The sequence below is a fragment of the Dielma fastidiosa genome (genome assembly GCF_003475485.1).
Classification (GTDB): domain Bacteria; phylum Bacillota_I; class Bacilli_A; order Erysipelotrichales; family Erysipelotrichaceae; genus Dielma; species Dielma fastidiosa.
Genome location: NZ_QRQL01000011.1, coordinates 74,621 through 88,756, shown reverse-complemented (window position 1 = coordinate 88,756; position 14,136 = coordinate 74,621). Strand labels below are relative to the sequence as shown.

Sequence of the window (14,136 nt, the reverse complement as noted above, 5' to 3'; positions counted from 1 at the left end):
CTATATTGATGCGTTATAGTTATTCATATCTCTGGTATAGACTACATAAGCGTTGATCAAACTAACAGCGCCATCAATGCGCTGTATTTTTGCCTTTTTTACCGGTCTGATGTTATCGTTTTTATCTTCTTCAATTTTCGTGTTCAACAAACACCATTTCAAAACAGGATTCTGGTTGTAATTGATTTTCTTATCCATCAAGTCAGCTTTTAAATCTTTCATTGGCTGAGACATTGTAATCGGACCTTGAATTACTTTACTCATCGGAAAACCTTCTCTTGTCATTTCTTCAACAAAGTATGTGGCACACCACGGATCATAGCCGATGCTGTAAAAAGTAAAGTTATATTCATCCCGCATCTTTTTAAACCAGTCAGTAATTTCAGAAAAATTAACGCGACTGCCTTCGGTGAACGTGACCCATCCTTTATCATGCCATATCCTGTATGGCACACGATCGCGTTCTTCGTTTAGCTCTGCTACATCTTTCGGAATGAAATATTGCTGAATAACATGTATATCACTATTTTCCGATGTTTTGAATAAGACAGTTGCACACGTTAAGTCAGTTGTAGCTGATAAATCGACACCGCCAAAAGCATAGCAGTCTAAATTTTCTAAACTGAACGTTTTGTCACACATGACCGTTTCCATCGACAGCCAGCTATCCGATGAATTTGCCTTCATATCAAATTCTTTTACCAAAACACCCGGTAGGTTATTTGGATCATTCATTGCACTTCTGACTTTGCTCTTTAGATAGGATAATTTTTTAATTGTACCTAATCCTGGATTGGCTTTCATCCAACACTCTGGTATCTTCCATTCGCTTATGTCGTCAAGTTCGTAAATCAAAGCTAAAAACTCATAATCTTCAAATGTTTCAGCAACTACATTTGAAGCATAATCATAGATTTGGTCGAATATATTCTCACGCTGAGTTCCGTTTGTGGTGATCATAACCAACAGTGGTTGATCCCGTGCTGCCAGCGATTCGTACATGACTTCGTAAAGCGCACGCTTTTTTATTGCGTGAAGTTCATCAATGATTACTAGATGCGAGTTGAGTCCATCGAGTGTATCACTGTCGCTTGATAATGGCATGAATGATGAAAAAGTAGATTCAACATATAGATCCGTTTTCCTCTTTTTAACAAGTTTGCGAAACTCAGGAAACTTTTTTTTCATCATTGTCAACATTTTGCATGATGCATTAAAGGCTAATTTTGCTTGATCTTTTTTTGTTGCTACCGAGAATATCTCTGCACTGCCTTCTCCATCAGCAATCAGCATGTAGAGCGCTATTGCAGCCAATAATGTCGTTTTACCGTTTTTTCTCGCAACCATTAAAAAAAGCTGTCTAAATCTTCTGAACTTAGTCTCTTTATTCAGCCAGCCAAAAGTAAGCTGGATGGCAACCTTTTGAAATAATTCAAGTTTTAAATCTCCGCCTAATTTACCAACGGCAGTCTTACAGTAATATTCGATAAATAAGATAGGCAGTTCACCAACATCAGGATCAAAATAATAGGGGAAGTTTTCGTCATGTTCCTGCTTTTCTAAAATATCAAGCATTCGCTTAATTTTTTTAGGTACAATGATCGTTCCTTCTGTGATCTTATTGCGATATTCTTCTACATAATTCATTGCTTATTCTTGACTGCCTCTGCATATGCCAAAAAGCCATTGAACTCCCCTGTTTCTGTTGGCGACCGTACCTTTAATGTTTTTTCATCAAAACCCAAGATGCATGACAGTGTCTTGATGGCTGCATTGTAATTTTTAATCATCGTGCTGTACATCTGACTTTCCGGAGTTTGCTTATTTCCATACTGATTGTCGCCATTCCTATATCCTTCAGAATAACCTTTCAGCAATATTTTAGATTTTAAATATTCAAGTTCAACTTTCATAAAGCATGTGTTTTCAATCAATCCTTTGCATAAAATCGTCTTTTCTTCAGGTAAATCTTTGATAATCTTATTAAATTCCCGCATCTCTGCTTTAATCTTTTTTTCTTTAAGTTTGATTATATCATCTAATGCAGGTTCTCCGATGCTTTGCATTTTGACACCCCCTTTCACATATTCAGTTGCGGTTACACAGTCGTCCTCTCTACGGTCTCCATAAAGTACCCCCACTAGCTGTTAATGGGGGGAGTATCCTCTATAATGTTACCGTCAGCATCGAACTTGTAGCCGGCAGTTAACGCGCTCCTATCATGCCAGTGTCTTTTTTTGTGGCACTCATAGCACAGAGTGATTAGCTTATCCGGATTCAATGCGATGTCCGCATCATCAATGTTAGATGCAGTCAATGTAATTAAGTGATGCACCTCTAGTCCCGGCGTTATCCTTCCGGCTTTTAAACAGTCTTGGCATAGTCCGTTATCACGGCTATACACATAGTCACGAACACGTTGCCAGCGTTTACTTTTATAAAATCGTTTAGCAAATTGTTGAGCCATTAAGATATCCTTCTGCTCCTGCTGTCATAGCACCAATTGCTCGATACCTCGTGATCCGCTGCTGCCTGATTTTGCTGCTGCTTTAATATCTTCAATCTTTCAGCGTGATACATCTTGTATTGCCGGCATTGTCCATGACAGCCAATGTGCCTATGATCGCATTTATAGCAAGGTACATCTTTATCCATTATCCGATAGCAGCAGCTTAGCGGCTTGTCTTGATGACCAGCAAACACGATCATCAAGCATTGCCAATATCTCGCTATAAATAAAGTCAATTCCGTAGCAAGTCTTTGCTGACATGTTATAGATCATACTGACCGTACTCCATATCATTGAGACTGGTTCGCCTGTGCGTGCCCTTACTTCTTCAACAAAATTTTTATCTATCATAGTTGTTTTACCTTTCGCCGGGGTTGCCGGTATAACAAAAAAAGAGACGTAATACAATTACGGCTCTTTCCTTTAAATCTACATTACCATATTAACACGTTTTTTTGGTTACAATGTATCCAATTACAATAATTTTCTCAATATCTTATCAATTCTTTTATACATTGCTATCCTTGTATAACCATATTTATCAGCTACATTTACATGTCTTAAATGTTTCACATAAACGTCGATAAGCATATTTCTGTCAGATTCCTTTGCTTTCGATAATATTGTATCTACCTTAATAATTTCATTCAAATGATGATTTATTTCTTTTTCTAATTCTTCTTCTTCCATCATGAGTTGTACTTTATTATCACCATATGGATTGCCGCTGTTTTCTAAAACAATTTCTTTTGCTGAAGGTGAAGAAACGCCGAGTAGCTTCACTTCCAGCTCCTCTAGTTTCTCATCAATCTCCATTGCCTTTTTTTGATGATACGTGTAGCTACGCAAATCACGTTTAAATTGTTCGATTTTGTCTTTTTCTGTCAACATTTTTGTTAACTCCCTTAAACACCTAGGCTGATACATGAGTCATAACCTTATGTTCTGGCAGCCATATGATCTGCGGTTTGTTATGCTTAGTGCAAAAGTATGTAACTAGATAATGTTTCTCTTGACTAATCATCGCTACGTCCTCAACCAATCTACCATTAACATAATCACCTTGTTTAATTCTTAGCATTTGCTAATCGCCTCGCTTTTTCTCGTTCATATCGAATTCGACTATACTGCTTCATATACCATTTCTCACAGTCTTTACAATAACAATTGAATCGCTTCAACGTGTTCATGTATCTAAACTGCGAAGTATCTTTGTATTCTCCGCACATACTGCACTTACGTTTCATATCAGTCTCCATTTCAACCTTTTTAACTATGTGGCCGTTAACATAGTCACCTTGTTTAGTCATCATCATCCTCCTCAAACTCTAGCGGTGGATTGTTTTTTTTTGTCCGAAAGCATAGCCTAAGTCTTTAAGCTGTGCGATTGCAATATCACGTTGCCACTTAATCGGATTTAAGCTTAACTGAAATACAGAATAATCATTAATAAGCAATGATAAATCATATCCGCTTTCAACAAATTTTATTGTTAATTGATGATTGATGGCATTACCTAGTTCACAATAAATGAGATCAATTTCATCCTCATTAAAAGATGTACCTAACACTTGATTAAAGCGTTTTAAGTTTTCTTTTCGATATTCAATGTTTTTCCTTTCCAATTGATACGGTTGCCCTTTGCTAATTGTCCTTGAACACCATTCTAGCAATTTACACTTTATATCAAGTTCATTTTTACAATTCATTAAGCTAAAGTAAGTATTCGTTTTAGGTATTAAAATCAACTCAAAATTACAATTAATATATGATTCTTTAAAATCAACCATTAATCTTTTCAGAAAATCAATCATTTACTTTTCCTCTTTCCAAGCAATCAATTTCACGCTTTAAGTAAAACTCGGCTTTACGCAAATCTTCAAGTTCGCTGCCTTTTCTGCCCGCACGGCAAACATACTTAACCACGTTGCCGCGGCTGAAAGACAATCCTTGAGCCTCGATTAACTCAATCGGCTCAATAGCGCCTTGATAATGTGTTGGATGTGATACTTCTTCATCACTTAAAACAAGACCTTCAATGTCATTATCACCCCACAAACGAACGCCTCCATCTTCTTTGATTAAGTAGTGTCCACATTCGCTTGAATCGCAAATTGATTTGTATACATCTGTAATCGTTACATTTGTACTTCGCCATTCTTGATTAACTTCAGAATTGTTTGCAAGCTTCACTTTATCACCTATTTTATATTTCATAAATTTTGCCTCACTTTACTAGATAGTTGATCATATGCCATTTGTAAAGCTACCAAATAAACCTCAATATCAGGATTTATAACCTTACCGCAGCAATAGCCCCACTCCCAGAAATCATTGAAGTCTTCGAAATCGGAACATGATTTAAGACTATTTTCAAATTCTTCTGTTGATGAAGATGTGAGTGCATAATTGATTGTTAAGCACATCTGTAATAATGATCGTTCATCATTGAAGCTCTCTTTGTATGGAATTTCAATTACCTCTAAATCATACTCATCTTCTATATATTGATCTGCAATGTATGCAATTGCATCGAGGTATTCATAATCGTCACCGTCAAAACAATCCCTATATTCTTCTACTAGATACTCAACTGCCTTCCTTGAATCCCATGCGTATTTTCCGTATGTAGCACATGATAATTTACTTGCAAAATAACTAAGATCAATGCGCCATCCTTTGTTGCAATTCCATGATGTATGCCATGTTGTATTGAATACTGCGTCTCTCATATCACCTGTGATATAGACCATATTTTTGAAAAACACGAAATCGATCTCATACACTCTAGTATCCGGTTGCTTCCATATCAGCACTTGCGTTTCATCATTTAGAATTTTTAATTCTGCTACATGGTTCTTGAACCATCTCTTTATTGTATCAATGCCATAACCTGCCATAATCTATTTACCTTTCTGCACTTTACAGTGCTATTGATCAATGTGACATAACTGCTAATTTTGACACATTTTCAAACCCAGACAGCATGCAAAATAACCTCATAATTATATTGCATCATCAATTTTTAACTTTCACCCCATGATTTAGGGCTTATCTGTACTTTTTCAATGCTTAATACTTTTTACAAAAACAAGGTTGTTTTTTTCAGTATTTCAAGCCCTCCAACTTCTTCTTTTTCTCGGCATCTGTCGATACCAAATAGATTCTCGTAGTCTCCAGCGACTCATGCCCTAAGATGTCTGCCAACTCAGCGAGCCCATTAGTGTTTTCTTTTAAAAACTGCTTGGCAAATAAGTGTCTGAAGCTGTGTGGATGGATCTTGCTTTTCTTTATCTTCAACTCACTAGCCAGCTTTTGCAGTCTGCGCCAAATCGTTGACACTGTCAGCTGTTTGCCTTTATGCTTTCCGGGAAAGATAGTGCCGGCTCTGATTTTTTTATCACGACAGTATTTACGCAGCTCCCGCGCTAAGTCTTGGCGGATCGGTACAGTACGAATTTTACCCTTGTTGTCAATCTGAAGGTAATTACATTTAAGATTTTCAACAGTGAAATACTTTAGTTCTCCAATGCGGATACCTGTATTTGCCAGCACTTTCATAATTAAATAAGTATCCTGCTGACCATAGGCTCTTGCTTTACGCAAAAGGCGCTTATATTCGTCCGGCGTTAATACATCAGATAAACTGCTTTTACGTTGTACCTTAAGCTGCTTGACGCGCAAATCGGGCACGCCAAGCCACTTTAGATACTTATTCATAACGATGATATATGAGCTGATTGTTGACGGCTTGTATCCGCTGTTTAGCAACGTTTCCTTGTATGCCAATGTGTGTTCTTTAGTAATCTCGCAATCTGCAGGTATTGCATCAACAAACCGGCGCACACCATGCTCATACTTTTTAAGTGTGTTTGCTGATTTCTCACTGTACTTCTGGTCCAACAAAAATTCAGCAATACCATTTTCAAAATCTTGCTTTTTCATATTCACCTGCCTTTATTTAAATACATATTTATTCAACATCAAATTCAATTGGAATTATGCTTTCCGGTTTAAAAATGATTTCATATCTATACTTGTTCACTTCTTGCCAATCCATTTGCTCAACGATATAGCTTGTGTTATCTGACAAACCATAGTAATGAACTTTGTATTTATCTTCGCCCACTTTACAAGTCAATTCTAAGCGTGATGCTGCGTTATTTGTTTCTACTGAGCAATTCCCTTCGGCTTGAAAGAGATATTCACCTGTAATGTTATTTATAAAAATAATTCTCCTAATAACTTTGAATTGCTCTGCATCTTTTTTTATATTCTCAGTTACAACAGATGCATCACTCGCACATCCGCTCAATAAACTTAAAATTAATAAAACAATTAGATTTCTTTTCATTTGTTCCTCCTCTAAAATGGTAAATCGTCAGGCGATATATCTAATGGTACACCGTCATAATCGGCGTATTGCTCACTTGTTGGCGCTTGATAGGTATTTGTTTGTGCTGTACCATAACTGGCGCCAGCGCTTTTTTCTGTGGCTCTAGCAAGCGTCTGCACACTATCACAGATAATCTCGGTGACATATACCTTTTTACCATCTCTATCTTGATAATTTCGGGTCTGTATTCTTCCTTCAACACCCAACAATGCACCTTTTTTCACATAGTTAGCCATATAGTCAGCCGTCTGCCGCCATGCGACACAGTTGATGAAATCAGCTTGCGGATGACTATCTTTAGATACCCTGCGATTGCAAGCTAGTAGAAATGCTATGGTTGAAAGTCCTGATTGAGTCTTTCTTAATTCTGGATCTTTAGTAATACGGCCCACTAATACAACACGATTGATCATTGCTTTAACCCTGCATTGATAATTTTTAAATAGTCACTCATTATTTTTTGCATTTCATCAACTTCAACGTTTTCTATTTTTGCAGCATTGATTACAAACGTAGCAGCTAGACACATTGATTCATAGGCCGAAAATTTATCTTTAGAATACACATCAATATCACTTTTATCATTCATTTTTATAATTATTTTTCGTATCATTTTTTTATCTTCTTAGTACAACTTCAGCTACGTTACATCATTTGTTTAAATATAGCCATTAAAACTTGTTTAACGATACTGTTTCCCGCTTGTTTATAAAGCTGACTATTGCTATTAACCTTAGCGGCCCGAAAGAAGTCATCATCACTAAACCCCATTAATCTCCAACACTCAAGCGGCGTCAGCTTGCGTATCCGTTGAGTAGTCTCTAATACATAGTTATCCTTCTGTACTGTGGTCAGCGTATTGCTGCATCCGCTTTGATTAACCTCAAGCATTTGCTCGGTAGGCTCGTCGGGCACTCTTGACTTTGGATTGTTAGGATTTCTCCCACGACTAGCACAAATGATAGGCTCAATTACTGCTTGATTGCATGATGTAGTCAATGTCTGTGCTACGCCTTTACCTACTCTTCCTCTTCTTGTTTTACTGTTAGGCTGCTCAAGATTGATACTGTCACCTTCATGGGCTTCAGCATAACCTCTTTTAGTTGCTTCAGGGATAATTAGCGCACCCCTTGTTAACACCATCGGCTGACGATTACCACCTTGCATACATCCAAGTGCAGGACTAATTCCTTCTTGATCGTAAACTCTTCCTTGATTGGGGTTGTCCCTAGTTGCTGAAGGCATGCAATTTCCAATTTGAATTACTGTATTATCCGTAGCGGCTAATGAAGAATTTGCCCTTATTGTTGAAGCAACTCCGTCAAGTTTTCGAGGTTGCCAAATAAATCCATTTCCTCGTTTCTTGTGTTCTTCGTTATGTTTAGCAAAAAAATTAACCATCTTTTCAGATAAGTAATATTTCTCATCGACTTCTAACTCCAACATATCTCTTAATCTTAATTTAAGCGGCACACTCTGAGGAAATTCATAACTATAATCTCCAAGAATTGAAACCATAAAGCAACGCTCACGATTTTGCGGTATACCTTGATCCTTTGCATTAATGATCTTTATGTAGTTTTGGTACCCACATGCTTCCAGTGCCGCTTGCCATTGCATAAAGTCTTTTATGTTTTTAGTTCCGATAACCTCAGGCACATTCTCCATCAGCAGTACGTCTGGCAAACACTTATCACGATAGCATTCGCCAATTATTCGTTCCACTTCCCACAGTAAACTAGATTGAGTGCCGCTGCCTTTTCTCATTCCTTCTTGTTTTCCAGCTTTACTCACGCTTTGACAAGGGTACGAATAAGACAGTACATACTGATAATGTTCTTTGTCTTTGATATTCAAGTGATTGCTTGTTAGCGTGCATATATTTGGATGACAAGAAATAGATATTATCGCATTATATATGTCTCTCATTTTTGAATTTAAGCGCATAATTTGTGATCGGCTCATTGCTTTTTTGCCGTCAGCTGATATACCCATGTTGTATAGTTTTTTACATATCGCATCGGTAGATAAACATGATGAATAGTCTTTATTGTCATTTGCAAAATGAATATTTTTATATGATAAAATCGCATGATAGTTCCATTCAGACATCAGGTGATAGTCGAAGTCAACACCTAAATCCCTAAGTGCCATTGCCTGGCTGCCAACACCAGCGAACAATTCAATCAATCGAACTTTTTTAGCGAACTTGAATGGCTGGTATAATTGACCGAATATATCAAGCTGGTTCAATGTCCAATCACCTCAAAACCTTGCAGCTCCAATTGGTGCCGATATCCTGTTGAACTTTGAGCATAAGCACTAAGTGATGCGGTCGTTAAATTCACTTTGCCGGTACGCTTCGATTTTTGCTCTTTGCGAACCATTGAATAAAAATCGCCAAACTCTATTGTTATAATGGCAGCCCTTGTCTCTTTACGCATCAGCATCATTCTCACGCTCCTTTGCTCCACATATCCCTTAATTCATCCTTAAGCTTTTCAACTTCTTCGGGCGTTAATTCTTTTTCTTCATCGTCGCTTTCTATTCCTTGTTTTTGCTTAACATACCAATCAGGAAGAGGCACATCATGCGCCTGTTTCTTTTTTGGCTTTGGCTTTTTAGCAGTTTCAAATTCGGCAATTTTAGTCAAGGCATCGGCATGTGTTTTGACTCCTGCTTGTCTCCAATTATTCAGTATAGCTTCAATGTATCTAAAATTACGCGCATTACTTTTAACGGCTTCTGTCATTGCCAGCTCCAAGACATCACTTGGAAACTCCTGCTGCCAATCTGACAATAGCTGAAATTCCTTCTGCGTAATTGGCCGTTGCATTTCTGCTTCATACAAATCAAATAAATCACTCACGCGCGCACGCGGTTCTTCTTCTTTATTATTTTCTATATCTATATCTATATCTAATTCTAGTGAACGATTGTCGTTTGACCGTCGTACGACAGTCGTACGATTATCTAATTCTAATTTTTTTGCTTCACGCATCTTTTTTTGATACTCACGATCATATGCTTTTTTGGCTTCGAGCTTGTCAAGTGACTGATGCTTGTTCCAGTTTGATACAAAATATTTATTTTCGACAATTTCGATCATTTCCAACATTTTGAAGGTACTTAACGCAAGCTGAATAACTTTGATATCCCGGTTAAAGATGCTAGATAGCATCTCATCTGTATATGCAATCTTATCTGTCATCATGATGTACCCGCTAGAATTGCATTTACCAGCCAAGCAAAGCAGCTTAAACCAAATCACAATGAGCGTATCACCATTAGGCATAGTTTCTATAAATTTGATTTTTTCATCGTCGAAAACATTGATGGTAAGCTTAATCCATTTCACATCATTCATTAAGCAGTCCTCCAATACCAAATAAAGACGACTGTTCATATTTGTTTCCAGTGAATTTATCAATAATGATTTTTTCATTATCTTTAGTGTTGCTATGGATATAGATTGCCTTGCAGTCATCGCACAAGAGTTTTCGGTCAATTCCTGAACACTTTTTGTATTTACCGCAGCACTCACATTGATCTTTAAATTTATTCATGGCAATCTCCTGAGAAGTCAAAAAGCTGTTGTGATTTCCATTTTCGCATCTCTTTTTCAGCTGCTACACGCTTCTTTTTCTCGGCTCTTTCACGACTTAAGCAAAGATTTCTATATGCTTCTAGCTCTTCATAAGTGGCTGCAAAATAATACCCTTTTTTGTTTGGAAGTGAAGCGATGACAAGACCTTTTTCAGTCCGTAATTTTTCAATAGTGGTTCGCATCGCTCTATCTGATTTATTAGTTAAGATAGCTAATTTATTACGGCTTACCGCATTTTGTTTACCATATCCCAAAGCGCTGATTATTGCCTGTTCACTTGGGTTATAAAAAATCTTTTTTTTAGTCGGCATAGACAAACACCTCTTGCTCTTGTCTACCAAATTGCATTGCTTCCTCGTGGCTGTCCATAAAAATGTCAATGTGATTACCTTGCATAGCGCCGCCGGTATCCTCGGCAATGTATGTATGTCCGTTAATGATAACTTCGGTGCCATAAGGCAGCAACTCAGGATCAACCCCTATCGTGCGCCCTGCTTCCGGCCATGTGCCTGAGGCTGTTGGTTGCCCCTCTCTGCCGCAGCAGATTGAGCAATGGCAATAAGCGGTCACTTCAAACATGCCGAGCGACACAAGCCGTTTCTGTGGCTCTGCAAACGCAGGCTGATCTGCTGGCACGATTATTTCCCCAGCATGCTTCAGCTGATCGAGCTCCTGCGCCAGCTGCATATTCTGATTATGTAAGTAACTGATTTGTGATGTCTGCGTTTCAATAGTTTGGTTACAAGATGCGACTATCACGGTAGTGCCTAATGAATAGATAGCAAGCCCAAAAATAATCCAATTCTTGACGATTGGTTTACGTTTAAACTCAATCATTATCCTTATCCTCTGTGTAGATGCTTACAAGCTCAATCGCATCATTTAGTTTATCAACAGCGCGATCCAGTGTAATCGAATCCACGCGTTTAGCCATTAAAGATAGTGTGCGTTTAATGGCCTCCATGTCTTTTAATATTTTTTCAGTATTTAACTGTTCCATAGTATTCCTTTCCTCCTTGCCTTAAGGATTCATAATAAAAATTTCATAAGCTTTCATGACAATTACTTAGCTCAATTCTTTTAAAACAGAAAATCTTTAGTCAATACAATTGATAATGTAATTATTGAAATGATAAGCGCTAACTTAGATTCTATGTATTTGCCATAGATTTTTTTTGATTTATCTCTCATTTCATTCCTCTCCTTGCCTTTTAAGACATTTATGTTAAAATCACTTTGAGGTGATTTTCGTGACTGATAGTCAAAACAAAGTAATCAAATTCGAATTTCCACAGATTGTTAATGAAGCTTTTAAACCACTAGCCTCATCAATCGGATCAACACTAAGTAATCTGTGGGATGGCACATTTATAGGCATAAATACTTGGTATAAAAAGAAATCAATAGAGCAAGAATACAATCTACTGCTTTATAAAGAGCAAATTCAGAAGAATATGAGTTCAATTAAAGAAGAAAATATCCAAGAACCTAAAATGTCAATTGTAGGGCCTGCATTAGAATCATCTAAATTTTATTTTGAAGAATCTCATTTCCGCGAAATGTTTGCTAAACTGTTAGCATCAGCTTGTGATAGCTCTAAAAGCAATTACATTCATCCGTCTTTTACCGAAATAATAAAACAACTAGATGCGAAGGATGCCAAAGTTTTAAAAACATTTCGGTATAAAAGTAAGCAATCAATTTATGACTATGTAGCTACCGCTAAAGGTGGTACATCATCCTTCTTAAAGAATGTTTTTTTTATTAATCACGATTATTCAGAAAGAGAATGCTATTGCAGTTCAATTACAAATTTAGTTCGCTTAGGAATTATCTCAACTGACTATATAAGATATTTGATAAATGATCCATATTTGGATTTTGTTAAAAATGACCCATTCTTTGAAGATATGAAAGAGAATTTCAAAGAATTAAATCAATTGATAGGAAATCAATTTACAGGCTTTACTGCAAAAAGCGGTGTTGTTGAACTAACTCCTTTAGGAAACGATTTTGTGAAAATATGCTTATGATTTTTTGATACTTTCGAATTGTTCGATAGTAAACAGTTTCAATTCATCTAATCCTTTTATCCAATCGTTGTTAAGCTTAGTAAGATAATACTTACAGATTGTTGTACAAATTAAATAAGATATTATTGCACTACAAATCAAACTTTCTATTGTTATCATTTTGCCTCCTTGCTTTTTAAAACATCAATTGATATACTTAAGTTGATAATTTTTGCGAATTATCGTTGTGAGATACTGTGCTTTGGTCGGCGGCAGTATCTCTTTTCATTTGTTCTAAGACTAAATCAGCCAGAAAGCGAATAAATGGTTCGATGTCTCTTGACTTAGTACCAATTTTACAAATTGCCTTTCTTTGTTCTTTCATGCGCTTACCTCCTTATTCTAAAAAATAATCAATCTGAACTTTGAAATAATCAGCAAGAATCTTCAATTTATCTAGTTTAGGCTTTGACTGGTTGTGCTTCCATTGAGACAAAGTTGCTGTAGATATTCCTGTGTCTTTTGCCACTCGATAAGCTGTCACGTTATTCTCTGCTAATAATTTTTCGAAGTTTGCATAGCTCACAAAATCCCTCCTTTCATTTGACAATAGTTAAGATTTCTTATATACTATATATAGGTAAATAAGTGTTTCAGAAATCTTTATTATTGACTTAGCTTTCTAAGCTATATACAGAATAGCATAGTTTTCTAAGTTAGTCAACAGCAAAAGCAAAGATATCTGAAATATTTTAAATGTGCAAGGAGCTGATCAGCATGTATGAAATATTTGAGAAATTATTAAATGAAAAAGGATTAACGGCATACAAAGTATCTAAAGATACAGGTGTATCAACTGCCACTTTAACATCATGGAAACAAGGAATATACACCCCAAAAAACGAAAAATTACAAAAGATTGCAGATTATTTTGATGTTGATTTAGATTATTTATTGGGAACAACAACTACAAGAAAAGCAGCAAAAGCTGCTGTACTTGATGTAATAAGAAAAAAAGCAACTAAAGTACCAGTTTTAGGCTCTGTGCCTGCTGGAATACCTTTAGAAGCTATCGAAGACGTTATAGATTATGAGGAAATTGACGAAGATACAGCAAAAAAAGGTGAATACTTCGGGCTAAAAATAAAAGGAAGCTCCATGTATCCCATGATTATGGAAGATGATGTCGTAATAGTCAGAAAACAGGATACCATTGAATCAGGTCAAATAGGTATAGTTATGGTAAACGGCGACGAAGCTACTTGCAAAAAAGTGGTTATAAGAGACGGCGGCATAATGTTAGTAGGTCAAAATCCTGAGTTCATACCACTGTATTATTCAGCTGAAGAAATTGAAACTAAACCGGTGCGTATTATTGGTAGAGTAGTTGAAATAAGACGTTCTTTATTCTAACAAAAAAGAGAAGCTTAGTGCTTCTCGATTAAAGTTATGCCGGGCAGTCTACTTTGAATATATCTTTTTAATTCGCCATTAATCGTTCTATCTGTATAAACGATTACCTTTTGAATATCGAGATATACAATAATCTGATTCTTGCAAGATACAATATAATTCACTTCTGCTTCCATAATATCCTCCCTATATATGGCGG

Annotated in this window: 25 protein-coding genes; 2 read left to right on the top strand and 23 right to left on the bottom strand. The window is 36.5% G+C overall.

Annotated features, from left to right (window positions below; all coding sequences use genetic code 11):
• The 20 genes from DWZ33_RS16535 to DWZ33_RS18070 form a co-directional block, all read right to left on the bottom strand.
• Positions 1-1,647 (bottom strand): terminase large subunit, encoded by a 1,647-nt coding sequence (locus DWZ33_RS16535; protein ID WP_118456002.1) that lies wholly within the window; start codon positions 1,645-1,647, stop codon positions 1-3.
• Positions 1,644-2,066, bottom strand: a complete 423-nt coding sequence (locus tag DWZ33_RS16530; protein WP_118456000.1) for a hypothetical protein — start codon at positions 2,064-2,066, stop codon at positions 1,644-1,646. The genes DWZ33_RS16535 and DWZ33_RS16530 overlap by 4 nt, the downstream gene beginning before the upstream one ends.
• A 74-nt stretch (positions 2,067-2,140) precedes the next feature.
• Entirely contained in the window at positions 2,141-2,467 is a 327-nt protein-coding gene (locus DWZ33_RS16525; protein WP_118455998.1) for an HNH endonuclease, read from the bottom strand.
• A 180-nt stretch (positions 2,468-2,647) separates the two neighbouring features.
• Positions 2,648-2,860, bottom strand: coding sequence for a hypothetical protein (locus DWZ33_RS16520; protein ID WP_118455996.1), 213 nt, complete (start codon positions 2,858-2,860; stop codon positions 2,648-2,650).
• A gap of 123 nt (positions 2,861-2,983) precedes the next feature.
• The gene (locus DWZ33_RS16515; RefSeq protein ID WP_118455994.1) at positions 2,984-3,400 is read right to left on the bottom strand and encodes a hypothetical protein; all 417 of its coding nucleotides are present in this window, start codon (positions 3,398-3,400) and stop codon (positions 2,984-2,986) included.
• Positions 3,401-3,576: 176 nt separating this feature from the next.
• Complete coding sequence (locus DWZ33_RS16510; RefSeq protein ID WP_220452461.1) at positions 3,577-3,819, bottom strand: hypothetical protein; 243 nt, start codon at positions 3,817-3,819, stop codon at positions 3,577-3,579.
• An 18-nt stretch (positions 3,820-3,837) separates the two neighbouring features.
• The gene (locus DWZ33_RS16505; protein WP_182425813.1) at positions 3,838-4,323 is read right to left on the bottom strand and encodes a hypothetical protein; all 486 of its coding nucleotides are present in this window, start codon (positions 4,321-4,323) and stop codon (positions 3,838-3,840) included.
• Entirely contained in the window at positions 4,316-4,726 is a 411-nt protein-coding gene (locus DWZ33_RS16500; protein ID WP_118455992.1) for a DUF3310 domain-containing protein, read from the bottom strand. Before DWZ33_RS16500 ends, DWZ33_RS16505 begins: the two co-directional genes overlap by 8 nt.
• On the bottom strand, positions 4,723-5,409 hold the full coding sequence (locus tag DWZ33_RS16495) for a hypothetical protein (RefSeq protein WP_118455990.1): 687 nt from the start codon (positions 5,407-5,409) through the stop codon (positions 4,723-4,725). Before DWZ33_RS16495 ends, DWZ33_RS16500 begins: the two co-directional genes overlap by 4 nt.
• 205 nt (positions 5,410-5,614) lie before the next feature.
• Entirely contained in the window at positions 5,615-6,454 is an 840-nt protein-coding gene (locus DWZ33_RS16490; RefSeq protein WP_118455988.1) for a tyrosine-type recombinase/integrase, read from the bottom strand.
• A 28-nt stretch (positions 6,455-6,482) separates the two neighbouring features.
• On the bottom strand, positions 6,483-6,863 hold the full coding sequence (locus DWZ33_RS16485) for a beta-sandwich lipoprotein (protein WP_118455986.1): 381 nt from the start codon (positions 6,861-6,863) through the stop codon (positions 6,483-6,485).
• An 11-nt stretch (positions 6,864-6,874) separates the two neighbouring features.
• On the bottom strand, positions 6,875-7,318 hold the full coding sequence (gene ssb / locus DWZ33_RS16480; protein ID WP_118455984.1) for a single-stranded DNA-binding protein: 444 nt from the start codon (positions 7,316-7,318) through the stop codon (positions 6,875-6,877).
• The gene (locus tag DWZ33_RS16475; RefSeq protein WP_118455982.1) at positions 7,315-7,518 is read right to left on the bottom strand and encodes a hypothetical protein; all 204 of its coding nucleotides are present in this window, start codon (positions 7,516-7,518) and stop codon (positions 7,315-7,317) included. The genes ssb and DWZ33_RS16475 overlap by 4 nt, the downstream gene beginning before the upstream one ends.
• 32 nt (positions 7,519-7,550) lie before the next feature.
• Complete coding sequence (locus DWZ33_RS16470; RefSeq protein ID WP_118455980.1) at positions 7,551-9,158, bottom strand: DNA cytosine methyltransferase; 1,608 nt, start codon at positions 9,156-9,158, stop codon at positions 7,551-7,553.
• Positions 9,155-9,358 (bottom strand): hypothetical protein, encoded by a 204-nt coding sequence (locus DWZ33_RS16465; RefSeq protein ID WP_118455978.1) that lies wholly within the window; start codon positions 9,356-9,358, stop codon positions 9,155-9,157. Before DWZ33_RS16465 ends, DWZ33_RS16470 begins: the two co-directional genes overlap by 4 nt.
• 2 nt (positions 9,359-9,360) lie before the next feature.
• Positions 9,361-10,272: a phage replisome organizer N-terminal domain-containing protein gene (locus tag DWZ33_RS16460; protein WP_182425811.1), complete on the bottom strand. Its 912-nt coding sequence runs from the start codon at positions 10,270-10,272 to the stop codon at positions 9,361-9,363.
• Positions 10,265-10,471: a hypothetical protein gene (locus tag DWZ33_RS18075; RefSeq protein WP_182425809.1), complete on the bottom strand. Its 207-nt coding sequence runs from the start codon at positions 10,469-10,471 to the stop codon at positions 10,265-10,267. The genes DWZ33_RS16460 and DWZ33_RS18075 overlap by 8 nt, the downstream gene beginning before the upstream one ends.
• Positions 10,464-10,823 carry a hypothetical protein gene (locus DWZ33_RS16455; protein ID WP_118455974.1) on the bottom strand — a complete coding sequence of 120 codons (360 nt, stop codon included), beginning with the start codon at positions 10,821-10,823 and terminating at the stop codon, positions 10,464-10,466. Before DWZ33_RS16455 ends, DWZ33_RS18075 begins: the two co-directional genes overlap by 8 nt.
• A complete protein-coding gene (locus DWZ33_RS18375) occupies positions 10,813-11,349 on the bottom strand; it encodes a 3D domain-containing protein (protein ID WP_118455973.1) in 537 nt (178 codons plus the stop codon). The genes DWZ33_RS16455 and DWZ33_RS18375 overlap by 11 nt, the downstream gene beginning before the upstream one ends.
• The gene (locus tag DWZ33_RS18070; protein ID WP_182425807.1) at positions 11,342-11,512 is read right to left on the bottom strand and encodes a hypothetical protein; all 171 of its coding nucleotides are present in this window, start codon (positions 11,510-11,512) and stop codon (positions 11,342-11,344) included. Before DWZ33_RS18070 ends, DWZ33_RS18375 begins: the two co-directional genes overlap by 8 nt.
• Positions 11,513-11,762: 250 nt before the next feature.
• Between DWZ33_RS18070 and DWZ33_RS16445 the strand changes: the two genes are divergently transcribed.
• Complete coding sequence (locus tag DWZ33_RS16445; protein WP_118455971.1) at positions 11,763-12,545, top strand: DUF4393 domain-containing protein; 783 nt, start codon at positions 11,763-11,765, stop codon at positions 12,543-12,545.
• A 196-nt stretch (positions 12,546-12,741) separates the two neighbouring features.
• Here DWZ33_RS16445 and DWZ33_RS18065 read toward each other — a convergent pair whose 3' ends face one another.
• On the bottom strand, positions 12,742-12,909 hold the full coding sequence (locus DWZ33_RS18065) for a hypothetical protein (RefSeq protein ID WP_182425805.1): 168 nt from the start codon (positions 12,907-12,909) through the stop codon (positions 12,742-12,744).
• A gap of 12 nt (positions 12,910-12,921) precedes the next feature.
• Positions 12,922-13,110, bottom strand: a complete 189-nt coding sequence (locus DWZ33_RS16440) for a helix-turn-helix domain-containing protein (RefSeq protein WP_118455969.1) — start codon at positions 13,108-13,110, stop codon at positions 12,922-12,924.
• A gap of 191 nt (positions 13,111-13,301) precedes the next feature.
• Between DWZ33_RS16440 and DWZ33_RS16435 the strand changes: the two genes are divergently transcribed.
• On the top strand, positions 13,302-13,937 hold the full coding sequence (locus tag DWZ33_RS16435; protein WP_182425803.1) for a LexA family transcriptional regulator: 636 nt from the start codon (positions 13,302-13,304) through the stop codon (positions 13,935-13,937).
• A gap of 14 nt (positions 13,938-13,951) precedes the next feature.
• Here DWZ33_RS16435 and DWZ33_RS18060 read toward each other — a convergent pair whose 3' ends face one another.
• Complete coding sequence (locus DWZ33_RS18060) at positions 13,952-14,113, bottom strand: hypothetical protein (RefSeq protein WP_182425801.1); 162 nt, start codon at positions 14,111-14,113, stop codon at positions 13,952-13,954.
• Between the last annotated feature and the right edge of the window lie 23 nt (positions 14,114-14,136).